Source organism: Calidifontibacter indicus, assembly GCF_003386865.1.
GTDB classification, from domain to species: Bacteria; Actinomycetota; Actinomycetes; order Actinomycetales; family Dermatophilaceae; genus Yimella; species Yimella indica.
The window spans coordinates 2,629,966-2,656,185 of the sequence record NZ_QTUA01000001.1; the positions used below are offsets into that span (position 1 = coordinate 2,629,966).

23 protein-coding genes are annotated in these 26,220 nt (G+C 68.6%); 11 read left to right on the forward strand and 12 right to left on the reverse strand.

Going from position 1 to position 26,220, the window contains the following annotated elements:
- Positions 1-59: 59 nt before the first annotated feature.
- On the reverse strand, positions 60-242 hold the full coding sequence (locus DFJ65_RS12555) for a DUF5302 domain-containing protein (protein WP_115924296.1): 183 nt from the start codon (positions 240-242) through the stop codon (positions 60-62).
- 194 nt (positions 243-436) lie between these two features.
- On the opposite strand from DFJ65_RS12555, the gene lpdA reads away from it, so the two are divergent.
- Both lpdA and sucB read left to right on the forward strand, forming a co-directional pair.
- Positions 437-1,816, forward strand: a complete 1,380-nt coding sequence (gene lpdA / locus DFJ65_RS12560; RefSeq protein ID WP_115923304.1) for a dihydrolipoyl dehydrogenase — start codon at positions 437-439, stop codon at positions 1,814-1,816.
- 45 nt (positions 1,817-1,861) lie between these two features.
- The gene (gene sucB / locus DFJ65_RS12565; RefSeq protein ID WP_115923305.1) at positions 1,862-3,745 is read left to right on the forward strand and encodes a 2-oxoglutarate dehydrogenase, E2 component, dihydrolipoamide succinyltransferase; all 1,884 of its coding nucleotides are present in this window, start codon (positions 1,862-1,864) and stop codon (positions 3,743-3,745) included.
- A gap of 128 nt (positions 3,746-3,873) precedes the next feature.
- On the opposite strand, the gene DFJ65_RS12570 is transcribed toward sucB, so the two are convergent.
- A complete protein-coding gene (locus DFJ65_RS12570; protein WP_170144087.1) occupies positions 3,874-5,394 on the reverse strand; it encodes a serine/threonine-protein kinase in 1,521 nt (506 codons plus the stop codon).
- A 38-nt stretch (positions 5,395-5,432) separates the two neighbouring features.
- Positions 5,433-6,464 carry a Gfo/Idh/MocA family protein gene (locus tag DFJ65_RS12575; protein WP_115923307.1) on the reverse strand — a complete coding sequence of 344 codons (1,032 nt, stop codon included), beginning with the start codon at positions 6,462-6,464 and terminating at the stop codon, positions 5,433-5,435.
- 39 nt (positions 6,465-6,503) lie between these two features.
- On the opposite strand from DFJ65_RS12575, the gene DFJ65_RS12580 reads away from it, so the two are divergent.
- On the forward strand, positions 6,504-7,661 hold the full coding sequence (locus tag DFJ65_RS12580) for a citrate synthase (RefSeq protein WP_115923308.1): 1,158 nt from the start codon (positions 6,504-6,506) through the stop codon (positions 7,659-7,661).
- Between the two features lie 15 nt (positions 7,662-7,676).
- Here DFJ65_RS12580 and DFJ65_RS12585 read toward each other — a convergent pair whose 3' ends face one another.
- On the reverse strand, positions 7,677-8,837 hold the full coding sequence (locus DFJ65_RS12585; protein WP_115923309.1) for a citrate/2-methylcitrate synthase: 1,161 nt from the start codon (positions 8,835-8,837) through the stop codon (positions 7,677-7,679).
- Between the two features lie 146 nt (positions 8,838-8,983).
- Here DFJ65_RS12585 and lipB point away from each other — a divergent pair, with 146 nt between their 5' ends.
- Positions 8,984-9,616: a lipoyl(octanoyl) transferase LipB gene (lipB, locus tag DFJ65_RS12590; RefSeq protein ID WP_115923310.1), complete on the forward strand. Its 633-nt coding sequence runs from the start codon at positions 8,984-8,986 to the stop codon at positions 9,614-9,616.
- A gap of 38 nt (positions 9,617-9,654) precedes the next feature.
- Here the strand turns inward: lipB and DFJ65_RS12595 are convergent, their stop codons facing one another.
- The gene (locus DFJ65_RS12595) at positions 9,655-10,008 is read right to left on the reverse strand and encodes a hypothetical protein (protein WP_115923311.1); all 354 of its coding nucleotides are present in this window, start codon (positions 10,006-10,008) and stop codon (positions 9,655-9,657) included.
- Positions 10,009-10,139: 131 nt separating this feature from the next.
- On the opposite strand from DFJ65_RS12595, the gene lipA reads away from it, so the two are divergent.
- Both lipA and DFJ65_RS12605 read left to right on the forward strand, forming a co-directional pair.
- Complete coding sequence (gene lipA / locus DFJ65_RS12600; RefSeq protein ID WP_115923312.1) at positions 10,140-11,165, forward strand: lipoyl synthase; 1,026 nt, start codon at positions 10,140-10,142, stop codon at positions 11,163-11,165.
- Between the two features lie 5 nt (positions 11,166-11,170).
- Entirely contained in the window at positions 11,171-11,947 is a 777-nt protein-coding gene (locus DFJ65_RS12605; RefSeq protein ID WP_115923313.1) for a DUF4191 domain-containing protein, read from the forward strand.
- 116 nt (positions 11,948-12,063) lie between these two features.
- On the opposite strand, the gene DFJ65_RS12610 is transcribed toward DFJ65_RS12605, so the two are convergent.
- Positions 12,064-12,534 carry an RDD family protein gene (locus DFJ65_RS12610; RefSeq protein WP_115923314.1) on the reverse strand — a complete coding sequence of 157 codons (471 nt, stop codon included), beginning with the start codon at positions 12,532-12,534 and terminating at the stop codon, positions 12,064-12,066.
- A 156-nt stretch (positions 12,535-12,690) separates the two neighbouring features.
- Between DFJ65_RS12610 and glnA the strand changes: the two genes are divergently transcribed.
- Positions 12,691-14,115, forward strand: a complete 1,425-nt coding sequence (glnA, locus tag DFJ65_RS12615) for a type I glutamate--ammonia ligase (protein ID WP_115923315.1) — start codon at positions 12,691-12,693, stop codon at positions 14,113-14,115.
- Between the two features lie 128 nt (positions 14,116-14,243).
- Here the strand turns inward: glnA and phoA are convergent, their stop codons facing one another.
- Positions 14,244-15,686 (reverse strand): alkaline phosphatase, encoded by a 1,443-nt coding sequence (phoA, locus tag DFJ65_RS12620; RefSeq protein ID WP_115923316.1) that lies wholly within the window; start codon positions 15,684-15,686, stop codon positions 14,244-14,246.
- 271 nt (positions 15,687-15,957) lie between these two features.
- Positions 15,958-16,767, reverse strand: a complete 810-nt coding sequence (locus DFJ65_RS12625; protein ID WP_115924297.1) for a DUF1206 domain-containing protein — start codon at positions 16,765-16,767, stop codon at positions 15,958-15,960.
- Between the two features lie 91 nt (positions 16,768-16,858).
- Here DFJ65_RS12625 and DFJ65_RS12630 point away from each other — a divergent pair, with 91 nt between their 5' ends.
- From DFJ65_RS12630 to DFJ65_RS12640, 3 genes are read left to right on the forward strand one after another with little or no spacing between them, the layout of a single operon-like run.
- Positions 16,859-17,347 carry a DUF4395 domain-containing protein gene (locus DFJ65_RS12630; RefSeq protein ID WP_115923317.1) on the forward strand — a complete coding sequence of 163 codons (489 nt, stop codon included), beginning with the start codon at positions 16,859-16,861 and terminating at the stop codon, positions 17,345-17,347.
- Entirely contained in the window at positions 17,308-17,775 is a 468-nt protein-coding gene (locus tag DFJ65_RS12635) for an HIT family protein (protein WP_281269875.1), read from the forward strand. Before DFJ65_RS12630 ends, DFJ65_RS12635 begins: the two co-directional genes overlap by 40 nt.
- Complete coding sequence (locus tag DFJ65_RS12640; protein WP_115923319.1) at positions 17,772-18,038, forward strand: DUF4031 domain-containing protein; 267 nt, start codon at positions 17,772-17,774, stop codon at positions 18,036-18,038. Before DFJ65_RS12635 ends, DFJ65_RS12640 begins: the two co-directional genes overlap by 4 nt.
- Before the next feature lies 1 nt (position 18,039).
- Here the strand turns inward: DFJ65_RS12640 and DFJ65_RS12645 are convergent, their stop codons facing one another.
- Positions 18,040-18,282 (reverse strand): hypothetical protein, encoded by a 243-nt coding sequence (locus DFJ65_RS12645; RefSeq protein WP_115923320.1) that lies wholly within the window; start codon positions 18,280-18,282, stop codon positions 18,040-18,042.
- Between the two features lie 291 nt (positions 18,283-18,573).
- On the opposite strand from DFJ65_RS12645, the gene DFJ65_RS12650 reads away from it, so the two are divergent.
- Positions 18,574-19,035: an SRPBCC family protein gene (locus DFJ65_RS12650; RefSeq protein ID WP_115923321.1), complete on the forward strand. Its 462-nt coding sequence runs from the start codon at positions 18,574-18,576 to the stop codon at positions 19,033-19,035.
- Here DFJ65_RS12650 and DFJ65_RS12655 read toward each other — a convergent pair.
- From DFJ65_RS12655 to DFJ65_RS12665, 3 genes are all read right to left on the reverse strand, one after another.
- The gene (locus tag DFJ65_RS12655) at positions 19,007-21,151 is read right to left on the reverse strand and encodes a S9 family peptidase (protein ID WP_245950228.1); all 2,145 of its coding nucleotides are present in this window, start codon (positions 21,149-21,151) and stop codon (positions 19,007-19,009) included. The genes DFJ65_RS12650 and DFJ65_RS12655 overlap by 29 nt on opposite strands.
- Positions 21,148-24,720, reverse strand: a complete 3,573-nt coding sequence (gene dnaE, locus DFJ65_RS12660; RefSeq protein ID WP_115923322.1) for a DNA polymerase III subunit alpha — start codon at positions 24,718-24,720, stop codon at positions 21,148-21,150. Before dnaE ends, DFJ65_RS12655 begins: the two co-directional genes overlap by 4 nt.
- A 72-nt stretch (positions 24,721-24,792) precedes the next feature.
- Positions 24,793-26,220 carry a hypothetical protein gene (locus tag DFJ65_RS12665; RefSeq protein WP_115923323.1) on the reverse strand — a complete coding sequence of 476 codons (1,428 nt, stop codon included), beginning with the start codon at positions 26,218-26,220 and terminating at the stop codon, positions 24,793-24,795.

The window sequence follows — 26,220 nt, forward strand, 5'->3', positions numbered from 1 at the left end:
CCCGCGAGATCACATCTCGCGGGGCACCGTTGTCTCGTCTGCGTCGGTCCTGCCGTCGGTCAGCCCGACTTGCGCCGGAACATCTGCTGCGTGCCGGAGGTCTCGGCGTCGTGAGCGCCGTGCACCTTCGAGTGCTCCGAGTGATCGGAGACGTCGCGGCCGCCGTGCGCCTTCTTCTTGTCGAGCGCCTCGCGGAACTTCGCCTTCATCTCGTCACTGGGTGACGGCTTGTTCGATGACATGTCCACTCCTTCTGCTGGGGTGACCGGGTGCCGTCACTCTTGCACGTCGCGCGCCCCGGAGCCACCGATTAGCGCTCGGCAACCGGCCGATACCGGCGAGTTGTGAGCCACCTTCACGCGACACGCGCGGGAAGTGCCAAGATTGGCGAGGCCGACGATCTCGGCCACCGACCGAGCCCTAGGAGTTGCCTGCAATGGTGCAGACCACCGACCAGACCTACGACATTGTCATTCTGGGCGGAGGCAGCGGTGGCTACGCGTGCGCGTTGCGCGCCGCAGAACTCGGGCTGACCGTCGCGCTGGTCGAGAAGGACAAGCTCGGCGGCACCTGCCTGCACCGTGGCTGCATCCCGACCAAGGCGCTGCTGCACGCCGCCGAGGTCGCCGACTCCGCCCGTGAAGGCGCGAAGTTCGGGGTCAACACCTCACTGGAGTCGATCGACATGGTCGGCGTGCACAAGTACAAGGACGGAGTGATCTCCCGCCTGTACAAGGGCCTGCAGGGCCTGGTGAAGTCGGCCGCGATCGACTACGTCGAGGGCGAGGGACGCCTGTCTTCCCCGACCACCGTCACCGTCGGCGACCGCGTGCTCACCGGCCGCAATGTCGTGCTCGCCACCGGTTCGTACGCCAAGTCGCTGCCGGGTCTCGAACTCGGGCCGCGCGTCATGACCAGCGACCAGGCCCTCACCCTCGACTTCGTGCCGGAGAAGGTCGTCGTGCTCGGCGGCGGGGTCATCGGTGTCGAGTTCGCCTCCGTCTTCAACTCCTTCGGTGCCGCCGTCACCATCGTCGAGGCGCTCCCCCGCCTGGTCGCCGCCGAGGACGAAGCGATCTCCAAGCAGTTGGAGCGTTCGTTCAAGAAGCGCAAGATCACCGCGAAGACCGGCGTGAAGTTCGCCGGTGCGCAGGGCACCGACACCGGCGTCACCGTGAGTCTGGAATCGGGCGAGACGATCGAGGCCGACCTGCTGTTGGTCGCCGTCGGACGCGGCCCGGTCACCGACGGCCTGGGCTACGAGGAGGCCGGCGTGAACGTCGACCGCGGGTTCGTGCTCGCCGACGAGCGGTGCCGCACCAACGTCGCGTCGGTGCGGGCGGTCGGCGACATCGTGCCGGGTCTGCAACTGGCCCACCGCGGGTTCGCCCAAGGCATCTTCGTCGCCGAGGACATCGCCGGGCTCGAGCCCGCACCGATCGTCGAGAGCGGCATCCCGCGGGTCACCTACTGCGACCCCGAGATCGCCTCCGTCGGGCTCACCCAGGAGCAGGCGGAGAAGGTGCACGGCGAAGTGAGCACCTACGAGTACAACCTCGGCGGCAACGGCAAGAGCCAGATCCTGCAGACGCAGGGTTTCGTGAAGTTGGTGCGTGCCAAGGACGGCGCCGTCGTCGGCGTCCACATGATCGGTGCGCGGATGGGTGAGCAGGTCGGTGAGGCCCAGCTGATCGTCGGGTGGGAAGCTCTGCCCGACGATGTCGCTTCCCTGATCCACGCACACCCGACGCAGAACGAAGCCCTCGGCGAAGCGCACCTTGCGCTGGCCGGAAAGCCCCTGCATGCGCATGCATGAGACCACACTGGACCTGAGCCACCCACAACAAGGAGACTGCACAACATGTCTGAACGCGTGACGATGCCCGCACTCGGCGAATCCGTGACGGAAGGCACCGTCACCCGATGGCTCAAGTCGGTCGGCGAGGAGGTCGCGGTCGACGAGCCGCTGCTCGAGGTCTCGACCGACAAGGTCGACACCGAGATCCCGTCGCCGGTCGCCGGCACCCTGCAGGAGATCCTCGTCGAGGAGGACGAGACGGTGCCTGTCGGTGCCGACCTCGCCGTCATCGGCGACGGCGCCGCGTCGGGTCGCTCCGACGGCTCCGACGCCGCTGCGCAGCAGGACGAGGCGCCGGCGCAGGAGTCGCAGCCGGAGCCGGCCGCGGAGCAGGAGGAGCCCGCTCAGGAGCAGGCCTCCGAGGAGACGCAGAAGGAGCAGGCGTCGGGTTCGTCGGGTTCGTCGAGCACCGGTGAGGTCACCGGCGGCGAGACGATCACGATGCCCGCGCTGGGCGAGTCGGTCACCGAGGGCACCATCACCCGGTGGCTGAAGGCCGAGGGCGACGACGTCGCGGTCGACGAGCCGCTGCTCGAGGTCTCGACCGACAAGGTCGACACCGAGGTGCCGTCGCCGGTCGCCGGCAAGCTGACGAAGATCCTGGTGCAGGAGGACGAGACGGTGCCGGTGGGTGCTGACCTCGCGATCGTCGGTGGTGAGGCCGCCGGGTCGAAGCAAGCGCCGAAGCAGGACGACGCCGCCCCCGAGGACGAGCAGAAGTCCGAGGACACATCCGAGGAGCCGGCTGCGAAGGAAAAGTCCGGCGACGTGCAGGACAAGGCCACCGCTGCTGCCGAGAACAAGCAGGAGTCGCCTGAGCCCGAGGCTGCACCCGGCAAGGAGGGCGAGAAGCAGGAGCAGGAGCATGACGCCGCTCAGCAGCAGAAGCAGGCTCCGAAGGAGGACAAGAAGCCGGAGAGCACCCACGCGAAGCCTGCTTCGACCGCCGGTGAGGCGGGCTACGTCACGCCGCTGGTGCGCAAGCTCGCTGAAGAGGCCGGTGTCGATCTCTCGTCCGTGAAGGGCACCGGCGTCGGTGGCCGGATTCGCAAGCAGGACATCCAGGCTGCCGCCGAGGCTGCCAAGGCCCCGAAGCAGCAGGAGGCACCGGCAGCTCCCGCCGCGGATGCTGCTCCCGCCGCCTCCGGTGGTGGCCAGGCGGCTCCGGCGGCCGTTTCGCCGAAGCGCGGCACCACCGAGAAGATGAGCCGCATGCGCAAACTGATCGCGACGCGCATGGTCGAGTCGCTGCAGGTCTCGGCCCAGCTGACCACCGTGGTCGAGGTCGACGTCACCAGGATCGCCCGACTGCGTGACCGCGCGAAGAGCGACTTCCAGCAGCGTGAGGGCGTCAAGCTGAGCTTCATGCCGTTCTTCGCGCTGGCCGCGGTGGAGGCCCTCAAGGCCTACCCGCAGCTCAACGCGAGCGTGCAGGACGACTCGATCGTCTACCACCCGTCGGAGAACCTCGGCATCGCGGTCGACACCGAGAAGGGCCTGTTCGTTCCGGTCATCCAGAACGCCGGCGACCTCAACATCGCAGGCCTCTCGCGCAAGATCGCCGACCTGGCCGACCGCACCCGCACCAACAAGATCACCCCGGACGAGCTCGGTGGCGGCACCTTCACGCTGACCAACACCGGTAGCCGTGGTGCGCTGTTCGACACCCCGATCATCAACCAGCCGCAGGTGGGCATCCTCGGCACCGGTGCGGTGGTCAAGCGCGCGGTCGTCGTCGACGACGGCGACGGTGGCGAGACGATCGCGATCCGTTCGATGGTCTACCTGGCCCTGTCGTACGACCACCGCATCGTCGACGGTGCCGACGCGGCCCGCTTCCTGACGCACATGAAGCAGCGTCTGGAGGAGGGTGCGTTCGAGGTCTGACAGACCCCCACCGAACGAAGCGGGCCGTCCCCCCTCGGGGCGGCCCGCTTCGTCGTCTCCTCCCCACCGAAAGTTTGCGCAACACGCGATGGAAGTGCTCGGATGCGCAAACTTGCGGGGCCGGGCTGTCAGGTCCAGGAGTGGATGCGCCAGTGGTCGCCGACCTTCACCAGGTGGAGGGTCACCCGTCGGCTGTCGGCCGGTTGGCTGCGGGTCGAGGCCGCCACGGTGACGACGTAGTCGGATCGTCGGATCGGCACGACCACCGTCATCCGGTCGGTGTCACGCGCCGTGACCGACACCTGTCCCGGCACGAACGACAGGCCCTGGTAGTCGACGCCCTGTTGACGGGCGGAGTGCAGCGCCGCCCGATCGGCTTTGTCGGCAGGCGAATTGGGGGCGAGGGCGAGGGCCAGGAGCTGGGGGTCCTCCTGGTTCCACGCCCTCGCCCGTGCCGCCACCAGATCGGTCACGATCCGGGACGGGGTCTGCACCGGCGCTGCCGGTGAAGTCGTCGGTGTGGCTGGGTTGCTGGCCGCAGTGGTTGCCGGGGTGCTCGGCGGGCCGGTGACCGCACCGACCGCGTACGTCGGGCGCCCGGGCAGCACGCTGGTCGCGAGCAGCACCAGCACGGTGGCAACGAGCGCACCGGCGGTCGGTGCGAGCACCCGCCGCCAAGAGAGCGCCGACGACAACGCCGACCGCACCCGGCGGGCGAACGCGCGGATGCCGCCGTCGGCGGGTTCGGCCTGCTGCTCGGCCTCCTTCTCCGCCCGGATCATCCGGCGGGTGAGCAACCCGGGCTCCACGCGCGGACTCTGCGCCTCGTCCCCGTGCGGTGCGTCGGGCACGGCGCGCCGACGGGCACCGGCACTGCCGGCGACGGGAGCCGGTTGGGCGGTCGCGCACCGCCACAGCCGCAGCGCGAACTCCCCTGCGCTCGGGCGTCGGTCGGCGTCGAAGCTCATCGCGTCGTCGATGAGCGTGAGCACCGCCGCGCTCATGTGTGGAGCGACCTCGGGCAACTCCGGACGCTGCACCGCCGGGGGCGGCGGCGTGCCGGTGACGCAGGCCCACGCGACCGCACCGAGCGACCAGACATCGGACGCGGGTGCGGCGGCACCGCCGGCGAGCACCTCGGGCGCGGCCCATGCGTCGGTGGCCCAGACCTGGTCGTCGTAGACACCGGCGAGTCGGCTCACGCCGAGGTCGGCCAGCAGGGGCTTGCCCGCGTCGGTGAACAGGATGTTGCCGGTGGAGATGTCGGAATGCACCAGCCCGGCACCGTGCAGGTCGTGCAGCGTGCGGGCGATCGGGGTGAGCACGGTGACGAGTTCGCCGGCCGTCAACGTGCCCCGAGCGGCGATCGCGTCGGCCAAGGAACCGCCCTCGGCGAGATCGAGGATCAGCACCTGACGACCCGCGTCGCCGTCTTCGCGCAGCACCTCCCGCAGGCGCACGACATGGTCGTGATCGAGCCTGCTCAGCAGGTCGGACTCGGCCACCGTGCCGACGGCGGACGGGTGAACGAGCTTGGCCGCCAGCCGCATACCGTCGGCGCGACGCACGGCCCACACCTCACCCGAGCCGCCCGCTCCGAGGAGTTCGAGCGCCTCGTACCCCGGGATCACCGGCTTGTCGTTGCTCATGGCGACACGGTGCCACCGATCGCGCAGACGCCCGAGAGTTATCCACAGACGCTGATGTCGACCGCCTGCCAGGATCGGGCCGACGCACGGGCGGCATCGATCACCTCGGCGGTGTGCACCGCGTCCCATGGGTCGACCGGAAGCGCAGCCTGGATGTCGTTGCTGCGCAACGCGATCGCGACCTGCTCGTAGAAAGTGCGCTCGGCACGCACGGTCGGCACCGGTGTGCGGTCGTCGCCGCGCACCAGCCACCCGACGCAGCCGGGTTCGGCGGAGAATCCGGGAAATCCGTTCGGTTCGCTCTCGAACTCGGTGACCAGGAAGGTGCCCCGGGTGCCGGTGACTCGCAGCCGTGGGCCCGGGGCGCCGGCGAGCGAGGTGGTGGACAGTTCGCTGACCGCACCGCCGGCGTGGCGACAGATGAGCACGGCCGCATCTTCGGCGACCGTGGTGTGCGCCTCGACCGTGGCGAACACGCTGCGCACAGGACCGAAGAGGTCGACCGCGGAGTCGACCAGGTGGGTTCCGAGGTCGAGCAGCAACCCGCCACCCTCGGCGGCAGTCGCCTGCTCACGCCACCGCTGCTTCGGTTCGGGTCGCCAACGCTCCCAACGGAATTCGTACCGCACCAGGTCGCCGAGCCGGCCCTCGTCGAGCAGCTTCCGGGCGGCCAGATGGGGCGAATCCCAGCGGCGGTTCTGGAAGACCGTGAGCGGGGTCGCGGCCTGCGCCGCGGCATCGACCGCCTTGCATGCCGACGGGGCGTCGACGGTGATCGGTTTGTCGACGACGGTCGGCACGCCGGCCGCGACGGCGGCAGTCAGATGGTTGGCGTGGGAGCCGCTCGGGGTGGCCAGCACGACCAGGTCGAGGTCTGGCACCTCGAGCAGCGCGTCGAGGTCGGGCACGATCTGCGCTGCCGGCTCGTCGCTGCGTGCCTGTTCGACGCGTGCGGGCGACGAGGTCGAGATCGCCGCTATCTCGAATCCTGCGGCCACCAGCTGCGGACGGTGGATGCCTCGGCCCGCCATGCCGTAACCGGCCAGTGCCACCCGTAGTCGCTGCGCCATGGCCTCACCGTAGCCAGATCGCCTCACTACGGTGGAACGGTGAGGTCCGATCTGCTCAGCACCGCACAGGCGGCCGAGTTGCTCGGCGTGCGCACCGCGACGATCTACTCCTACGTCAGCCGGGGCGTGCTGACCCGGGCCGGCTCGGCCAGCCGTCACGACGGGTCGTTGTTCCGCAGAGCCGACGTGATCGCCTTGCGTGACAACCGGATCCGGCGACGCTCCGGCATCTTCGAGGTGAGCATCGACACGGCGATCACCCGCATCGACCCGGCCGGGCGACTGTTCTACCGCGGGCACGACGTCACCGAACTCGCCCGCGACTCGACGTTCGCACGGACCGCCGAGATCCTTTGGGAGACAACCGAACTCGACTGGTCACCGAACGCTGCCTCCGCGCAGGCCGCGCGCGTCGCCCGGGAGTCGGCGGCCACGTCGTCGCCCGCCGCGCGAGCCCGGCTCGCGGTGGCCACCCTCGCCGCCGCCGAGACGCCGTCCGACGATCTGCCGAGCGCGGGAGTAGCGGCCGTCAACGCGGCGGTCGACGCCACCGCAGCCGCCACCGCACCCGTCGACGAAGCCGACGGCGCCGGCCCCGCGTCGACGCGGTTGGCCCACGCGCTCGGTGCGCGCTCCCCCGCCGAACGGCACCTGGTCGGCGCCGCGATGGTGCTGCTGGCCGACCACGAACTCGCCACGTCGACGGTCGCCGCCAGGGTCGCAGCGAGCACCGGAGCCGGCGTCTTCGACGTCGTCACCGCGGGCCTGTCGGCCATGCCGGGCCCACGCCACGGGCAGGTGTCGCGGGAGGTCGTGCGCTACTTGCAGCGGTGCGCCGACGACGGTCCGCGCGCGGCCACGGCGGTGTGGGACGGCCGGCTGCCCGGCTTCGGGCACATCGTCTACGCCGCGCCCGACCCTCGCGCCACGGCGCTGCTGGACCTCCTGGCCGAGCTCGCACCCGACACGGTCGACCTGGCCGACGCCGTCATCGTCGAAGCGCTGCGTGCCACCGGGCAGCACCCGAACATCGATCTCGCACTCGGCGCCCTCGAGGTCGGCCTCCGGCTCGCGCCCGGCTCCGGCGAAGCGATCTTCACGATCGCGCGGATCGCCGGGTTCGTCGCGCACATGGCCGAGGAGCTCGGCCAACCGCTGCGCTTCCGGGCACGGGCGGAGTACGTCGGCCCCGAGTGACGCACATCAGAATCGCTACGGGAGTGGTTGCGGTGCAGGCGGACCCACATACCGCGAACTCGGCCGGAAGATCTTGGTGCCCCGGCTCTGCTCGAGAATGTGCGCCGTCCACCCGACGGTGCGACTCATCGTGAACGTCGGGGTGAACAGTTCGCGCGGCAGACCGCACGACTCCATCACCACGCCGGCGTAGTACTCCACGTTCGCCCGCAACGGACGGTCGGGCTTGTGCTCATCGAGCACCGCCACCACCGTGTCTTCCACCGCGAGCGCCAATTCGGCTGTCGCGCCGCCGAGTTCGGCGGCGGTGCGCTTCAACAGTTCCGAGCGCGGATCGAGACCGCGGTAGACCGCGTGACCAAAACCCATGAGCCGTTCCCCCGCAGCCAACCGGTCACGCGCCCACTGCTCGGCACGATCGGCGCTGCCGATCTCGTCGAGCGCGTCGAGCGCCCGGCTCGGGGCGCCGCCGTGCAGCGGCCCCGACAACGCACCGAGGGCCGCGACCACACATCCGCTGAGGTCGGCGCCGGTCGAGGCGACGACCCGGGCGGTGAAGGTCGAGGCGTTGAAACCGTGGTCGACGGTGAGGCAGAGGTAACGGCTCAGGGCGCGCACCGCGTCCGCGGACGGCTCGGCGCCGGTGACCAGCCACAGGTAGTTGCCCACGTAGCCGAGTTCGGGGCGCGGGGTGCGCGGCTGCGCACCGGTGCGGACGGCGTACGCCGCACCGACCAGCCACGGCAGGAAACCCGCCGTGCGCAGCGCGATCTGTTCCTTCGCCGGCTCGTCGCTGTCCCACAGCGCGGCGTCACCGACGAGCGAGCCGTGCACCGACACACCGGTGCGCAGCATGGTCATCACGTCGGCCTGCGGGGTCACCTGCAAGACCTGTGTGACGGCCGTCCGGATCGTCTCGTCGACCGCGAGCGCCCGTTGGGTGCGCGCCGTCCAGGCGGCGTCCTCGGTGCTTTGGGCACCGTCAGCCGCCGGCAGGTCGCCGAACAGCACCAGGTGCCAGACCTGCTCGAAGGTGCGGTGCTCGGCGAGCTGGGTCGCGTCGTACTGCCGATAGTGGAAGAAGCCTTCGTCGCCGCGGACATCACCGATGGCGGTGTCGGCGACGACGACTCCGGCGAGGCCGGGCGCAGCGATGAGAGTGTTGAGCGTGTTCATGGCCTCAGCGTCCGCGCGTCGGTGTCGGCGTCCTATATGGACGCTGTCCACATCCGTCCACATCCGTCCACATCCGCAGGCTCGCGACCACCCGCCCCGATCGGGGGTACTCCCCCGTAACCCCGGGGCGGGCATAGCCTGGGTGAATGCGCATCGAACACGTCGGTTTCGACCCGGATTTCGTCGACTACCAGCAGGCCTGGGAGTTGCAACGCCAGGTGCACGACGAGGTGGTTGCCGGCACGCGCGAGAACACCGCGCTGCTGCTGGAGCACGCGAAGGTCTACACCGCGGGCAAGCGCACCGAGCCGCACGAGCGCCCCTTCGACGGCACCCCGGTCATCGACGTCGACCGCGGCGGCAAGATCACCTGGCACGGGCCGGGTCAGATCGTCGGCTACCCGATTCTGCGGCTGCCCGACCCGATCGACGTCGTTGCCTATGTGCGGCGGCTCGAGCAGTTGATGATCGACGTCTGCGACGACCTCGGGGTCGAGGGAGCCGGACGCGTCGAGGGCCGCAGCGGCGTGTGGTTCGAGGCGGGCGCCGGCAAACCGGAGCGCAAGATCGGACAGATCGGCATCCGGGTCAGCCGCGACGTCACGATGCACGGGTTCGCGCTCAACTGCGACTGCGACCTGTCGTGGGCGCAGACGATCGTGCCCTGCGGCATCGCCGACGCCGGTGTCACGACGCTCAGCCAGGAACTCGGCCGCGACGTCACCGTCGCCGAGGTCGTGCCCTACATCGAGAAGCGGCTCGACTCGATCCTCGCGTAGCGTCGCCGGCAGTGCCGACGGTCGCGGCTCACCGCCTGTCAGCTGTGCACGTAGATGCTGAAGACAACGGCGCCGATCAGGATGGCGATGAACACCAGCAGGGCTGCCCGGATCTGCCGGCGCTCGTCAGGGACGCGCAAGCACCAGATCAGCAGGCCCACGTCGAGCACGGCCAGGTAACCGAGCAGCACCTTGGTCGAGAAGACCAAGCGACCCTCGCGGCACAGTCCCGTGCGCGGTTCGTCGCACCCGCCCGCCAGCGATGCTTGGAGCAGCCCGGCGAAGATGCAGACGGCCACCGCGGCCACGATGTCCAGCAGCAGGAGGGCGGAGATGGCACAACCGGAGTTTTGTGCGGCCGGCTCGGGCGCGGTGCGGGGATCTGAGTTCACGGGGCGTCGACGCTACGCCCCGGTAGCCGGTTCCGCTGTGACCTCGTCGAACTGGCCGCGTACGCTGGAGGCCGTTGTGCCGCACGCTGTCGGCGTGACCTGTTCATGACAATCGAGGGAGTCGTTCGAGGATGACCGTCGCACCGGAGGGACGCCGCCTGCTGCGCGTCGAGGCACGCAACGCCGAGACGCCGATCGAGCGCAAACCGGAGTGGATCCGCACCACCGCAAAGATGGGCCCCGCCTACACCAAGCTGCACTCGATGGTGAAGTCCGAGGGGTTGCACACCGTCTGCCAGGAGGCCGGCTGCCCGAACATCTTCGAGTGCTGGGAAGACCGCGAGGCGACGTTCCTCATCGGCGGTGACGTCTGCACCCGTCGTTGCGACTTCTGCGACATCGCCACCGGTCGCCCGACCGAGCTCGACATGGACGAGCCGCGCCGCGTGGCCGAGTCGATCCAGCAGATGAACCTGCGCTACGCCACCGTCACCGGTGTTGCCCGTGACGACCAGCCCGACGGCGCCGCCGGTCTGTACGCCGAGACGATCCGCATGATCCACGAGCTCAACCCGAACACCGGTGTCGAGATCCTCCCGCCCGACTTCGGCGCGAAACCCAAACTCGTCGGCCGGGTCTTCGACGCGCGCCCGGAGGTGTTCGCGCACAACCTGGAGACGGTGCCGCGCATCTTCAAGCGGATCCGTCCGGCGTTCACCTACGAGAAGTCGCTCAAGGTGCTCTCGATGGCCAAGGAGCAGGAGTTGGTCACCAAGTCCAACCTCATCCTGGGCATGGGCGAGGAGGACCACGAGATCGAGCAGGCGCTCACCGACCTGCACGAAGCGGGCTGCGACATCATCACGATCACGCAGTACCTGCGTCCGTCGCCGCTGCACCACCCGATCGACCGGTGGGTGAAGCCCGAGGAGTTCGTGCACTGGTCCGACGTCGCCCGCGACCTCGGTTTCGTCGGCGTGATGGCCGGCCCGCTGGTGCGTTCGTCCTACCGCGCCGGACGCCTGTACTCCCAGGCGATGGCGGCGCTCGGTCGTGAGGTGCCCGAGCACCTGCAGCACCTCGCCGCCGCGGCGAACGAGCCGGCCCGCCAGGAGGCGGCGTCGCTCGTGGCCAAGGCGCAGGCGCAAGTATCCTGAACCTCATGTCCACTTCCTCCGAGCAGGCGCCCAAGAAGTCGCGCCGCGGTAACAAGCCCGGTCGCAAGCCCAAGGACCCGAACAAGCCGGGTCGGTTCAGCCAGATCTCCACGCTATACAAGGGCGCGGTCAAGCAGAACCCGCAGATTCCGTTGTGGATGGCACTCGCGTTCGCGGTCGGTTTCGTGCCGCTGCTGCTGATCGGCGTCGCCTGGGGACACCCGTACTACCTGGGTTTCATCGGCATCATGATCGGCTTGCTGCTGGCGATGATCCTGTTCGGCCGACTCGCCGAACGGGCCGCCTACAGCCAGCTGGACGGTCAGCCCGGTGCCTCCGGTGCCGCCCTCGGTGCGCTGCGCCGTGGCTGGTTCGTCGAGCAGGAGCCGGTGGCCGCCGAGGCCGGACGGGCCCGCAACGTGCGTGACATGGCCGCCGCCGCGATGGTGTTCCGTGCGGTCGGCAAGCCCGGCGTCGTGCTCATCGGCGAGGGTCCCAGGGGCAACGCGACCAAGCTGCTGAACTCGGAGAAGAAGCGGGTCGAGCGGGTCGTCGGGCCGGAGGTGCCGGTGACGATCTACCGCGTCGGCCAGGGCGACGACGCCATCGCCGTCGGCGACATCACCAAGAAGATGGGCAAGCTGGACAAGAAGCTCACCACCGCCGAGGTGTCGTCGGTCAACAAGCGCCTGCGCGCGCTCGGGTCGAAGCGTCCGCCGATCCCGGCCGGCATGGACCCGAAGAATGCGCGTGCCGACCGTCGGGGCCTGCGCGGCCGCTGATCCGCGACCTGGCAGCGGACACCCGCGCTGCAACTCCAAGTCCCGCGACCGATTCGGTCGCGGGACTTCGCGGTTTTCGTTCGATGCGCGCCGCGAGTTGCAGCGCGGGTGTCCGCTCAGCGGGTGCGCAGGATCATCGTGCCGGCGATGCGGTCGTGGAATCCGCGCTGATCCTTGTCCCAGATCACCGCGGGCAACACGATCGCGAGCAGCAGCGTGCGCACCAGGGCGCGGACGAGACCGGCCGGCGTGCGGTCGACACCGATCACCCGCAGCCCGAAGAGGCGGTGCCCCAGCGTGCTGCCGAGGGTGCCGACCAGCAGCACGTTCTCGACGACGAACACCAGCAGCGGTTTGAAGCTGCCGAGCCCGGGCTCGCCCAGGTGGTAGCCCAGCACAGCCGCGGCGATCAACGAACACAGCGCCCAGTCGACGATGATCGCGAGCGCCCGGATGCCGGTGCGGGCGATCGACCCGGGGCCGCTCTCCGGAAGGCCCAGATCACGGCCCGGGTAGTCCCCTTCGGCGGTCGTGCGCACCGCCCCGGGACCCTCGAGCCAGCTACCGATGTCACGACGATCAACCACGTGCCAGAGCCTATGTCACCGCCCTGATCCCACCGAAGGACGTAACACTGCCGAAACAATCGGGTCATTGCCGGGAAACGGCACCCCGATAAGGTCGTCACCAGGTCGAGCGGCCCGAAGCTGCCCGCGACCGTGACATTCCGAGATGGAGGCTCCATGTTCAACAACGCCGACGAGGTCCTGAAGTACATCAAGGACGAGGGCGTCGAGTTCGTCGATGTCCGCTTCTGTGACCTTCCGGGCGTGATGCAGCACTTCAACGTGCCTGCCAAGACGTTCGATGCTGAATCTTTCGAGAACGGTGCGATGTTCGACGGTTCGTCGATCCGCGGTTTCCAGGCGATTCACGAGTCCGACATGAAACTGGTGCCGGACCCGAAGTCGGCCTACATCGACCCGTTCCGCAAGCACAAGACGCTCATCATGAACTTCTCGATCGTCGACCCGTTCACGGGTGAGTCGTACAGCCGCGACCCGCGCAACATCGCGTCGAAGGCGGAGGCCTACCTGAAGTCGACCGGCATCGCCGACACCGCCTACTTCGGTCCCGAGGCCGAGTTCTACATCTTCGACGACATCCGCTTCCAGACCTCTCCCCAGGCGAGCTTCTACTACATCGACTCGGTCGAGGCGGCGTGGAACTCCGGCCGTGAGGAGGAGGGCGGAAACCTCGGTTACAAGACCCGCTTCAAGGGTGGCTACTTCCCGGTGCCGCCGGTCGACCACTTCGCCGACCTGCGCGACGAGATGGTGCTCAACATGGAGAAGGTCGGCCTCAACGTCGAGCGCGCCCACCACGAGGTCGGCACCGCCGGCCAGCAGGAGATCAACTACACCTTCTCCACCCTGCTCGGCGCCGGCGACGACCTGATGAAGTTCAAGTACATCATCAAGAACACCGCCTTCGAGGCCGGTCGTTCGGCCACCTTCATGCCGAAGCCGCTGTTCGGTGACAACGGTTCGGGCATGCACACTCACCAGTCCCTGTGGAAGGACGGCGAGCCGCTGTTCTACGACGAGAAGGGCTATGGCGGTCTGTCCGACATCGCCCGCTGGTACGTCGGCGGTCTGCTCAAGCACGCCCCGTCGCTGCTGGCGTTCACCAACCCGACGGTGAACTCCTACCACCGTCTGGTGCCGGGCTACGAGGCTCCGGTCAACCTGGTCTACTCGGCCCGCAACCGTTCGGCCTGCGTCCGCATCCCGATCGCGGGCACCTCGCCGAAGGCGAAGCGCATCGAGTTCCGCATCCCCGACCCGTCGGCCAACCCCTACCTGTGCTTCGCGGCCCAGCTGATGGCCGGCCTCGACGGCATCAAGAACCGCATCGAGCCGCCGGAGCCGGTGGACAAGGACCTCTACGAGCTGCCCCCGGAGGAGCACGCGAACATCCAGCAGGTGCCGGGTTCGCTGCCCGAGGTGTTGGACGCGCTCGAGGCCGACCACGACTACCTCACCGAGGGCGACGTGTTCACCGAGGACCTCATCGAGACCTGGATCGAGTACAAGCGCCTCAACGAGGTCGACCCAATCCGGTTCCGTCCGCACCCCCACGAGTTCGAGATGTACTACGACCTCTGATCGGTCCGTCCGGAAGCCGCGTCCCTCGCCGAGGGGCGCGGCTTCCGCCGTCCGGTCGAGCGAGCGGCACCCGGCACAGACACGAGAGCGGCCCGGTGAGATCCCCGGGCCGCCTTGGTGTGAGTGTGTTACTTCTTGGCGCGGTGGTCGACCGACTCGCCCATGATGCGGAACAGGTCGGTCTGGTCGATGAGGCCGACCAGGTTGGCTGCACCCGGACCGTAACCCGCGACGCGCAGCTGCGAACCGGTGTGCTGCTGGCTGCCGCCCGCCGCCGAGGTGCCGTAGGCAACGACCATCGGGGCGTTGTCGGCCGTGGTGAGCTGGGTGTTGAGACCCGGGGTGGCACCGTCGACGATCTGGCTGGTGTGAGCGTGGTCGGCGGTGACGATCACGATCGTGTTGCCGTCGGCCTTGGCGAAGTTCAGGGCCGACTGCACCGCGTCGTCCAGCTGAGCCGTCTCACCGATCTGGCCGCAGGCGTTCGCGGCGTGGTCCTGCTTGTCGATCGACGCGCTCTCGATCTGCAGGAAGAAGCCGTTCTTCTTGGACGCCGCGTTCTTCGTCAGCAGCCCGATCGACTTGTCGGTCATCTCCTTCAGGGTCGGCACCGAGGAGAACTCCGGGTTGGTCTGGCACTTCTCGGCCGGCGGGAGGGTGCCCTGAGCGGTCGTGCTCGGCGCGAACTTCACCGGCATGTTGTTCTTGGAGAACAGCGCCATCAACGGAGCCTTCTGGTCGGCCGACTTGACTCCGGCCAGCTGCGACTTGTCGGTAAGGTACTGGTAGCCGCGGTCCTTGGCCTGCTGGGCCAGGGTCTTGCCGCTCCACTTACCGGCCTTGGCAACCTCGTCGAAGGTGGCCGAACCGCCACCCATCGTCACATCCGGACGGGTGTCGAGCATCTGCTCGGCGATCGAACCGAGGCCGCCGTTCTCCTTGGCCTCCGACGCACACGTGGTGGAGGTCTTGACCGGCCCGTAGCAGGAGCGGGCGCTGATGTGGCTCACCAGGACGGCCGGGGTGGCGTCCTCGATCTCGGCGGTCGACACGTTGCCGGTCGCCATCCCGCTGGCCTTGGCCAGCTCGAGCAGGGTCTTCTGCGGCTTGCCGTGGCGGTCGACGGAGATCGCGTTGTCGTACGTCTTGGTGCCGGTCGCCCAGTTGGTGCCGGTGGCGGCCGAGTCGGGGTCGTAGTCGGGCAGACCGTCGTTCTTGCGCACGCTGTAGTGGGTCATCTGGCCGGTCATCGGCAGCGCATCGATGCCCTTGAACGCCTTGCCGGCGCCGAGCAGGTAGTTGCGCGCGATGGTGATCTCGGAGTCGCCCATGCCGTCACCGATGATCAGGATGACGTTCTTGGCCGGCCCCTTCTTGACGCTGGAGTCGATGATCTTCGTCTGGTCGCCGGCCTCGCGCATCGCGCCACCGTGAACGTCCAGGACACCCTTCGCCGTGCGGTCGAGCAGCGGCAGATGACCGCCACCGGCGTAGGCGGAGGTGCCGACACCCAGAAGGGCGAGTGTGGCGGCGCCGGCAACGGTCGCGCGCCGGGTTCGTGCATTGAACATGGGGATCCTCCGTGAATTCAAACACTGCATTTCGATGGCTGTGGAGACGGTCGCAGCCGTCGATCATCAAATCCAGGAGGCCTTGATTTCGGGGGATACCCAGGTGTCCGGAAGGTGTCTTCTTCGCGAATTCCGTTCCTGTTCACTGCAGTCGACCAGTTGCAGCAGGCGGGCCGGCCGTTCGCGCGTGAGGAGTTCCCGGCGGGGCCGCGGAGGACGCACCTTGGCGCCCTGGACGGACATGCGTCCAGCCTAGGCGCGCGACCGGCGGTCAGACCTTCGCGAACCTGGCACACGCCAGCGAGTAGACGCCGTAGCAGGCGATGCCGAGGGCGACCACGGTGAGCAGCCCCTGCCCGAAGGGCTGCTCCAGCAGCGTGCGCAGCGCGCCGTCGAGCCCGGTGGTGTCCTTCGTGCTGCCTTTGGCACCACCGACGACGAACAGCGCACCCACGATGCCGAGCGCAATTCCCTTGGCGATGTAGCCGATTCGGCCGATCGTCATGAGAGTGGCGCCCGGGTGCTCCTGCAGGTCGTCCCGGAACCCCTCGGTCCATCCCTTGTAACCGTGATAGACCCCGACCCCGAGGATCACCAGTCCCACCACCGCGACGAGCACGCGCCCGAACGGTTGTTCCATCAGCGTGCCGGTGAAGTCGCGGGTGCCCTGCCCCGACGACGAGCTGCCGCCGGACGCGAACTTGTACGCCGCCCAGGCGAGCGCCACGAACATGATCGCCCTGGCGGTGTCGGAGACCGCGTCGAAGGCGCGATCCTTGGCGTCGGCACCGGGAGATCCGGTCACCGCCTCGGTGAGGTGCCACACCGCCAGCAGCACGAATCCGGCAACCACCACCCACAGCAGCACCCGCCCGCCGGGCTGATCGTCGAGGTCGCCGAGGGCGCCCGACTGGTCGGCGCTGCCGCCGCCTTTCGACCACGCGATCCGGACGGCGATCCATGCCATCAGCAGGTGGAGCACCCCGCTCGCGGCGAACCCGGTGCGTGCGCCGTACTCGACGATCCTGGAGTCGCCGACCTCACGCGCCGCACCCTCCGCACGATCCTGTACCCCGTCCATGTCCATCGGGGAATCCTGCCGTGTCCCGCCTCGTGTCCGTCAGTCAGGACCCGAACGACACGACGACTTTGGTGCTGCATAATTCACGGTTATGGCATTGATCGGATTCCCGCGTGAGGTCAACGAGAAGGCGGCCCGCACGGTCGCGGGCGGTGTCGTGCTGCTTGCAGTGGTCGCCCTCGTCACCGGATGGCGCTGGCTACCGGCCCTCATGGCGGTGGGCTTCGCGCTGCGGGTGGCCGCCGGGCCCCGGTTCAGCCCACTCGGGCGCCTCGCCGCGCAGGTGATCGCACCCCGGCTCGGCACGACGATCCCGACCGCAGGGCCGCCCAAGCGCTTCGCCCAGGCGATCGGGTTGGCCTTCACGACGGCGGCCGCGCTCGCCTGGCTGGTGTTCGATGCGCACACCCTCGGGCTGGTGTTGCTGGCCGTGTTGCTGGTCTTCGCGACCCTGGAAGCGGTGCTCGGATTCTGCGCCGGCTGCTACGTGTTCGGCCATCTCATGCGCTGGGGCGTCGTGCCGGAAGACACCTGTGAGGCGTGCAACAACATCGCGCTGCGTCGGGAACAGACCGTCTGAGGCGGCATACTGGCCCGATGGCCGGGTGTGTGTTCTGCGACGTGATCGCCGGCACGACTCCTGCCCACATCGTCCGCCGCAGCGATGCGGCCGTCTGTTTCCTCGATACGCGGCCGGTGTTCAAGGGACACGTCCTGGTCGTGCCCACCGATCATGTCGTCACCCTGCCCGACCTCGCGCCCGAGCAACTCGCGCCGTTCTTCGACCAGGTGCAGTCGGTGTCGCGACTGCTGCCGCCGGCCCTCGGGGCCCAAGGCAGCTTCGTGGCGATGAACAACGTCGTGTCGCAGTCGGTGGCCCATCTGCACTGCCACGTGGTGCCCCGCACCAAGGGCGACGGCCTCCGCGGATTCTTCTGGCCCAGAACGAAATACGCGGACGGCGAGGCCGAGGCCTACGCCGCGAAGCTGCGGGAGGCGCTCGCGTGATCCTCATCGACCCGCCGTTCTGGCCCGCGCACGGACGCATCTGGTCGCACCTGGTCAGCGATGAGTCCTACGCGGAGCTGCACGCCTTCGCCGACGCCCTCGGCCTGCCCCGTCGGGCGTTCGACGGCGACCACTACGACATCCCGCAGGAGCGCTACGCCGAAGTGGTCGCGGCCGGTGCCACGCAGGTCAGCGGCGGACAGCTGATCCGCCGGCTCATCGCCAGTGGGCTGCGCATCCCGGCCCGCGACCGGCAGCACTGACTCAGTCGTCGAGTCGGCGCGCGCCGTCGCCCGCGTGCGCCACGAACGCGGTCGGCACCGGGTGTCCTGCTGCCTGCGCGGCCCGCACGCAGGCGGCCAGCACCTCGTCGGCGCTGCCCGCCTCGACGAGCGCGATAACGCTGCCGCCGAAGCCGCCACCGGTCATCCGGGCACCCACCGCACCGGCCGCCCGCGCGGTCTCCTGGATCAGGTCGACGGTCGGCGCAGTGATCTCGTAGAGCAGGTCGTCGAGCCCGAGTCAGCAGGTCGAGCAGGTTCTTCGGGAAGACCTTCTCGCCACCGAGCGCGTTGATCACGTCGTTGCCGGCGAGCACCTGCTCCGCGTCGATGTGGTCGGCCAACTCGGCGCCGGCGTGACCCTGGAAGGAGTCCGGCGGCGGCGCCGCCGACCTTCGTCGTCGCGGTGCAGTTCGGGGCTATGAATTTGGTTGCGAATCATGCGGTTCAGGCCGCCGACGGCGTTCCGACACGACATAGGGTGCCTTTGTTATCGCCGCCGACCTTGGAGTAGCCCATGCCCGCGAACCTCACGACCTCGATCGTCATCGCCGCGACCCCCGAGCGGGTGTGGACGGTCGTCTCCGACCTCGGCCGGATGGGCGAATGGAGCCCCCAGACCCGCAAGGTGATCGTGCGCGGCGGCGAGGTGAAGCAGGGCACCACGACCGTCAACATCAACCGCCAGGGGTGGAAGGTGTGGCCGACCCAGAGCGAGGTCGTCGACTTCGAACCGAACCGCCGCATCGCGTTCAAGGTGCGCGAGAACCACAGCGTGTGGAGCTTCGACCTCGAACCCACCGGCGACGGCGGCACCCGGGTGACTCAGACCCGCGACGTCACCCACGGCACCACGGCGGTGTCGAAGATGCTGGTCGAAAAGATGCTCGGCGGCGAGCCGAGCTTCGAGGCGAACCTGCTGACCGGGATGAAGCAGACGCTCGTGCGGATCAAGGACGAGGCGGAGCAGACGGCCTGACGGCCACCCCGATCTGGTCGAGCAGGAACGCGATCTCGAAGGCGTCCTGCTTCCACGCGTCGTAGCGTCCGCTGCTGCCGGCGTGACCGGCGACGATCTCGGTGCGCAACACGATCGGACGCGCGGCCGGGTCGTTGGTGACGGTCTCGCGCAGCTGCTGCACCCACTTCACCGGCTCGACGAACGACACCCTGGTGTCGTTGACGCTGGTGGTCGCGAGCACCGCGGGGTACTGCACCGCGGCGATGTTCTCGTAGGGGCTGTACGCCTTCATCGCCGCGTAGACCTGCGGGTCGTCGATCGGGTTGCCCCACTCCTCCCACTCGCCCACCGTGAGCGGCAGCGTGGGGTCGAGGATCGTGGTCAACGCGTCGACGAACGGCACCGCCGCGTGCACCGCCCGGAAGAGTTCCGGCGCCTGGTTGATCGACGCACCGATCAGCAGCCCGCCCGCCGAACCACCTTCTGCGGCAAGGCGATCGGAGGAAACCCACCCTTGCTCGACGAGCCAACGGCCGCAGTCGACGAAGTCGTCGAAGGTGTGGTGCTTGTCCAGCAGCTTGCCCTGGTCGTACCAGGCGCGCCCCATCTCACCGCCGCCGCGCGGGTGGGCCAGGGCATAGACGACGCCCCGGTCGAGCATCGACAGCCGCAGCACCGAGAATGCCGGGTCGATGCTCACCTCGTACGACCCGTAACCGTAGAGGTAGCCCGGGTTGGAGCCGTCGGGCTCGACGTCGACCCGGCGGGCGATGTCCAGCGGCAACCGGGTGCCGTCGCGACCGGGCACCCAGACCCGCTCCTCGACGTACCGGTCGGCGTCGAAACCGGGCACCTGCTGTGTCTTCAACACGGTGCTCGAGCCGTCGGGACGCACGTCGAGAACGGTGCGCGGCGTCAGCAGCGAGGTGGCGACCAGTTGCACGGCGTCGGCGTCGTAGCTCGGGTTGGAACCCGGCTTCAGCACCGCGAGCGCTGACGCGGTCGGGATGTCTCGCGGCGCGCCGTACGGGCGATCGCCGTCCGTCTTGCTCAGCAAGGTGGCGGTGGCCAGGCCACCGCGGCGCATGAACAGCGCGACGAAGCCGGCGAAGGGCACCGGACCGAGCACCCGCTCCCCCGGCGCCGGCGCGTGGACCGTGCGCCAATGAGCACGACCCGGCGTAGCGAGCGGCGCCCACGCCAGCTCGAAGTCGGCATGGGTCTCGTTGTGGGTCACCAGGATGCGGTCGTCGTCGACCTCGACGCTGTAGTCGAGGCCGTGGCGACGGGGCTCGACGAGCACCAGGTCACCGGTCGGCGCGGTGAGATCGAGCAGGTGGGCCTCGGTGGTCAGCTGCGACCCGGAGTGGATCACCAGCCAACGGTCGTCACGCGATGCCTCGAACCCGAGATTGAACAGCTCGTCGGGCTCGTCGAGCACCAGCACGTCGGCGTCGGCGGGGGTGCCGAGTTCGTGTCGCCAGATCTGGTGGGCGCGCCAGGCGTCGTCGCGGCGCCCGTAGAACAGGTGCGTGCCCTCGAACGACCACGCGAGGTCGTGGCCGACCTGGGTGACGGCGGCATCGAGCACCGCACCGGTGGCGATGTCGCGCACCTCGAGGTCGTAGCGCTCACCCCCGGTGCGGTCGACGAGCACCGCCATCCGGGTGCCCGATCGGTCGATCTCCAGCGCAGCCAACTCGAAGAACTCGGCGCCCTCCGCCTCCGCGTTGCCGTCGACGAGCACCTGCTCGCCGGGCAGCGCCACACCGGGCTGCGGCTGCGGTCGCGATTCGTCGGCGACGAACGGCGCCCTGACGTGCACCTCGTACTGCGCACCCTGGCTGGTGCGGGAGAAGTACCACCAGTCGCCGAGACGCACCGGCACGGACACGTCGTCCTCGACGACCCGCGACCTGATCTCGGCGAAGATCGTGTCGGTCGCCTCCTGCAGATGACCTGTACGCGCTGCTGTGTAGGCATTCTCGGCCTCGACCAACGGCAGCAACCGCGGGTCGTCGTGATCGCGCATCCAGGCGAAGTCGTCGACGAACACGTCGCCGTGGAACACCCGCTCCTTCGGCTCTCGGTCGGCGCGCGGCGGGATCGTGGGGTTGTTCATCGGGGTGCTCATGCGGTGAGGCAGGTCGGGCCGAGCAGCGCCTTGAGGTCGCCGTACAACGCTGGAGACGCGGCAACCCGCAACGCGTCGTCGAGTTTGACCGTGACCTGTCGCCCGGGTTGGGTGAGTCGCACATGCACCTCCGTGCCGCCGGGGTGTTCGGCCAGAACACCCTTGAGTTTCAAGGCAAGTCCGTTGTTCGCCCGGGCCAGCGGCATCGTCAGCACGATCGGGCCGCGCAGGTCGGACTTCAGCTCCGGAATCGTGAGTTCCTGAGCGTTGAGGCTGATGGAGTCTTCCCGGGCCATCACCTGTGCGCGGATCACGCACACGACGTCGGTGTTGAGCATCGTCGAGACCGTCATGTAGGTCTTGGCGAAGAACAGCACTTCGACCGATCCCTCGAGGTCTTCCACCTCGGCGATCGCCCACAGCTCGCCCTTCTTGTTGCGCTTGAGCTGCAGGCTGGTGACCAGACCGGCGATGGTGACCATCGAGCGGTCCTTGGGGGCGTCCTCACCGAGTAGCTTCGCGATCGAGGTGTCGGCGTGCTGGGCGAGCACGTGCTCGACGCCGAAGAGCGGGTGATCGGAGACGTAGAGCCCGAGCATGTCGCGCTCGAACGCCAGCAGCGTCTGCTTGTCCCACTCGATGTCGGGGATCGGCGGCAGCGCCGCGAAGGTGACGGCCTCCTGGTCGCCGAAGCTGCCGAACAGGCTGTCCTGGCCGTGGGCTTCGTTGCGCTTCTCCTCAACGAGCGAGTCGACGTACGTCTCGTGCACGTGCACCAACCCCTGCCGCTTGTGCTGCAGGTCGTCGAACGCGCCGGCCTTGATGAGCGACTCGATGGTGCGCTTGTTGCAGACGACAACCGGCACCTTGCGCAGGAAGTCCTCGAAGCTGGTGAACCGGCCCTTCTCCTGACGTGCCTGCACGATGCCGTCGACGACGTTGCCACCCACATTGCGGACGGCGGCCAGCCCGAACCGGATGTCCTCACCGACTGCGGTGAAGTCGTCGATCGACTCGTTGACGTCGGGCGGCAACACCTTGATGCCCAGCTTGCGGGTGTCGGCGAGGTAGATCGCCATCTTGTCCTTGGAGTCCTCCACCGAGGTGAGCAGCGCGGCGGCGTACTCGGCCGGGTAGTTGGCCTTGAGGTAGGCCGTCCAGCAGGACACGAGGGCGTAACCGGCGGCGTGCGACTTGTTGAACGCGTAGCCGGCGAACGGGAGCATGACGTCCCACAATGCCTTGGTCGCGTCGGCGGAGTAGCCGTTCTTGGCCATACCCGCGGAGAAGTTGTCCCACTCCTTGGCCAGCACCTCGGGCTTCTTCTTACCCATCGCCCGGCGCAGCAGGTCTGCACCACCGAGGGTGTAACCCGCCAGCTTCCGGGCGATGGCCATGATCTGCTCCTGGTAGATGAGCAGGTGGTAGGTCTCGCCGAGGATGTCGTCGAGGGCGTCCTTCAACTCCGGGTGGATCGGCATGACCGGTTTGCGGCCGTTCTTGCGGTCGGCGTAGTCGGTGTGCGCGTTCGCGCCCATCGGACCCGGGCGGTACAGGGCGAGCACAGCGGTGATGTCCTCGAACCCGGTCGGGGCCATCTGTCGCAGCAGGGTGCGCATGCCGCCGCCGTCGAGTTGGAACACCCCGAGGGTGTCGCCGCGACCCAGCAGTTCGTAGGTCTTCGGGTCGTCGAGCGGGATGGTCTCGGTGGTGATCTTCTCGCCGCGGTTGGCCTCGATGTTCTTCAACGCCTGGTCGATGATGCCGAGGTTGCGCAACCCCAGGAAGTCCATCTTGACCAGGCCCATCTCCTCGCACTGCGGGTAGGAGAAGCCGGTGATGATGGTGCCGTCCTTGTCGCGACGGTGCATCGGGATGAGGTCGAGCAGCGGCGCCGACGACAGGATGACCGCGGCGGCGTGCACGCCGGTGCCGCGGATCTTGCCCTCGAGCCCGCGGGCGGTCTCGAAGACCTTCTTCACCTCGGGCTGCGCCTCGATCATGGCGCGGAAGTCGACACCCTCGTTGTAGCGCGGGTGTTCCTTGTCGTAGGTGGCCGCCAGCGGCACACCCTTGCCCTGCACGTCGGGCGGCATCGCCTTGGAGATCTGGTCACCGAGGCTGAACGGGAAGCCGAGGATGCGGTTGGCGTCCTTGATCGCGGCCTTCGCCTTGATCGTGGAGAAGGTGTTGACCTGGGCGGTGTAATCGGCGCCGTACTTCTCGGTGACGTACTTCACCATCTTGTCGCGCTGGCGGTCGTCGAAGTCGAGGTCGACGTCGGGCGGGCTGATTCGCTCGGGGTTGAGGAACCGCTCGAACAGCAGCCCGTGTTCCAACGGGTCGAGTTCGATGATGCGGGTCAGGTAGGCCACCAACGAACCGGCCGCCGAACCACGTCCGGGACCGAGCGGGATGCCGTTGTCGCGGGCGTGCTTGCAGATGTCGGCGACCACGAGGAAGTAGGAGCTGAATCCCATCGGCTCGATGACCGCCATCTCGGTCTCGATCCGCTCCCACACACCCTCGGGCACGTCGTCGCCGTAGCGCTCGATCACACCGAGCTTGATCTGTTCGCGCAGGTATTCGCCCTGGGTCTGCCCCTCCGGCACGTCGGGGAACTGCGGCATGCGGTCGACGTGGGCGAACACGTCGGCGTAGGACTCGATCTGCTCGGCCACCCGCAGCGTGTTGTCACACGCCTCCGGCAACTCCCTGAACAGCTCGCGCATCTCGTCGGCCGACTTGATGTAGTAACCCGACCCGTTGAACCGGAACCGGTTGGCGTCGTCCTTGTTGCGGCCCACACCCACACAGAGCAGGTCGTCGTGGCTGTCGGCCTGGTCTTCGGTGACGTAGTGGGAGTCGTTGGTGGCCAGCAGCGGCAGGTCGAGCCGCTTGGCGACGCGCAGCAGGTCTTGGCGCACCTGACGTTCGATGTCGACGCCGTGGTCCATCAGCTCCAGGTAGAAGTTGTCCTTGCCGAAGATGTCCTGGAGTTCGGCAGCCGCCGCGCAGGCCTCCTCGAACTGCCCCAGCCGCAGCCGGGTCTGCACCGCACCCGAGGGGCAGCCGGTGGTCGCGATGATGCCCTCGGCGCGCTGCGCGAGGATCTCGTTGTCCATGCGCGGCTTGCCGTAGAAACCCTCGAAGCTGGCCAGCGAGCTCAACGCGAACAGGTTGCGCAGGCCGGCGGCGTTCTTGGCCCACATCGTCATGTGCAGGTAGCGCCCGGCACCGGAGATGTCCTTGCCGCCCTCACCGTCGACGTTGTTGTCGCGCTGGCCCGAGGTCGCCCAGAACTCCTGCTTGCGGTTGCGCCGGTCGGACGGCGCGACATAGGCCTCGATGCCGATGATCGGCTTGACGTCGGCGAAGTCGCGGGCGACGTTCTGGAAGTCGTAAGCCCCGAACATGTTGCCGTGGTCGCTCATCGCAACCGCCGGCATGCCGAGGCGTTGCACCTCCTTGAACAGCGGCTTCACCTGAGCCGCGCCGTCCAGCATGGAGTACTCCGTATGGACGTGGAGGTGGACGAAATCGCTGCGGGTGAAGGTTTCGCTGGACATCGCCGATGAGTCTAGGTCGCGCCGCCGACAACCGCCTCCTCAGCGCGCCGGATGCGACGGATGAGGCCTGTGTTACGTGGCTCGGTCAACCGCTGCGCCGTCCAGACGGCTGGTCAGATCGCGCCGGATCGTCGCGGCCAGCGCGTCGTCGACCCGTTCGACGACGACAGTGCGGCTGCGGCCGTCACTCTGCGCGACGAGACGGACCAGCCCGTCGCCCGGCTCCCCGAACATCGTCCAGCGGTCGCGGATCGGCGGCTGCCGACGGCACGGAACCAGCCAGTGCACGTGGTCGCCGAGGACGAGCAACAGCATCCACGCACCGATGTCGTCGGTGACCGCGAGGCCGTCCCATTCGCTGGTGGCCGGCGCGGTCGCGAGCGCACGCACGGCCCGGTAGGTGGTGAGCAGTCGCAGCAGGTAGTAGGCGATCCCCGCAAGCACCGGGATCCAGATCCAGAAGCTGCCCTCGTCGGGGCCAACGCGGACGAGAAGACCCGACACGAAAGCGCCGGCCCACACCCAGCCTGCTCCCGGGGTGAGACGCCAAAGGGTCACCGCACCCGTCCAGGGTCGGTCTGGCGTCGTGGAACCGCCTGGGGCCAACCGATACCGGTCCTGGACCACCCGCACCAGATCGGGCAACCCTGTGGCGGGCTCCAGCCGGACCGGTCCGACGTCGGTCTGCTGCGCAACGGGCGTCAAGCGCACCGGACGGCGTGGTCCCCTCGCTCGCCACGCAGCCACCACCAGACTCGCCAGAGCGGGCAGCGCGAGCACCGCCATGAACGGGATCGCGTCGCTCCGGGGCCCGGCGACCGCCTGCCCGTCGAAGGGCGGGTACTGGGCGGTGATGTCGATCCAGGTGCCGACGGGCGCGGGGTAGCCGGAATCGTCCGTGCAGTCGACCCCCGTGACGTGCGTGTGCCCGCCGTGGGTCCACCGCACTTGGCAGGAGTAGTTCATTGCGTCGGTCGACACGACCTGGGCGCGGGCGTCGTAGCTCGCCAGTGCGAAGACCCCTGGCGCCAAGGCGACGACACCGAAGACGATGGCAAGGGCCAACGCCGGCGCTGCGAACCTCGGCCGGTCACGGCTCGGCCCGGCCATCACGTCGACCAGCAACGAGACGTCGTCCGGCGGCAGGCCGACCTGCACCGTCCTGTCGTCGTCGGCGCGGAACCGGACACGGTCGACCGCCAGTTCCCGACCGGCGATCCAGCCGGGCTCGGTGACCATCCCGCGCCCGGCACCGAACGCGTCGAACACGAATCCACCGATGAACAGCCGGACATACATCTGGTCACCGGAACGGAAGACGCGGGCTCGCCGCTCCCGCCCGCCAGCGACCGTGACGCTCGCCGGGAACGACAACGCTCGGCCCACCTTCACCCGCCGCGCCCGGCGGCGGTGCAATGCCCACCTCAGGCGAAACTTCAGGTAGTAGCCGAAGATCGACACGGACAGGCCCGCTCCGGCGAGCAGGAGGAATTCGAGCAC

Excerpts from the sequence above, each read along its gene's own strand:
- DFJ65_RS12555 (WP_115924296.1), bottom strand. The coding sequence starts at position 242 with ATGTCATCGAACAAGCCGTCACCCAGTGACGAGATGAAGGCGAAGTTC.
- lpdA (WP_115923304.1), top strand. The coding sequence starts at position 437 with ATGGTGCAGACCACCGACCAGACCTACGACATTGTCATTCTGGGCGGA.
- sucB (WP_115923305.1), top strand. The coding sequence starts at position 1,862 with ATGTCTGAACGCGTGACGATGCCCGCACTCGGCGAATCCGTGACGGAA.
- DFJ65_RS12570 (WP_170144087.1), bottom strand. The coding sequence starts at position 5,394 with ATGAGCAACGACAAGCCGGTGATCCCGGGGTACGAGGCGCTCGAACTC.
- DFJ65_RS12575 (WP_115923307.1), bottom strand. The coding sequence starts at position 6,464 with ATGGCGCAGCGACTACGGGTGGCACTGGCCGGTTACGGCATGGCGGGC.
- DFJ65_RS12585 (WP_115923309.1), bottom strand. The coding sequence starts at position 8,837 with ATGAACACGCTCAACACTCTCATCGCTGCGCCCGGCCTCGCCGGAGTC.
- lipB (WP_115923310.1), top strand. The coding sequence starts at position 8,984 with ATGCGCATCGAACACGTCGGTTTCGACCCGGATTTCGTCGACTACCAG.
- lipA (WP_115923312.1), top strand. The coding sequence starts at position 10,140 with ATGACCGTCGCACCGGAGGGACGCCGCCTGCTGCGCGTCGAGGCACGC.
- DFJ65_RS12605 (WP_115923313.1), top strand. The coding sequence starts at position 11,171 with ATGTCCACTTCCTCCGAGCAGGCGCCCAAGAAGTCGCGCCGCGGTAAC.
- glnA (WP_115923315.1), top strand. The coding sequence starts at position 12,691 with ATGTTCAACAACGCCGACGAGGTCCTGAAGTACATCAAGGACGAGGGC.
- phoA (WP_115923316.1), bottom strand. The coding sequence starts at position 15,686 with ATGTTCAATGCACGAACCCGGCGCGCGACCGTTGCCGGCGCCGCCACA.
- DFJ65_RS12625 (WP_115924297.1), bottom strand. The coding sequence starts at position 16,767 with ATGGACGGGGTACAGGATCGTGCGGAGGGTGCGGCGCGTGAGGTCGGC.
- DFJ65_RS12630 (WP_115923317.1), top strand. The coding sequence starts at position 16,859 with ATGGCATTGATCGGATTCCCGCGTGAGGTCAACGAGAAGGCGGCCCGC.
- DFJ65_RS12650 (WP_115923321.1), top strand. The coding sequence starts at position 18,574 with ATGCCCGCGAACCTCACGACCTCGATCGTCATCGCCGCGACCCCCGAG.
- DFJ65_RS12655 (WP_245950228.1), bottom strand. The coding sequence starts at position 21,151 with ATGAGCACCCCGATGAACAACCCCACGATCCCGCCGCGCGCCGACCGA.
- dnaE (WP_115923322.1), bottom strand. The coding sequence starts at position 24,720 with ATGTCCAGCGAAACCTTCACCCGCAGCGATTTCGTCCACCTCCACGTC.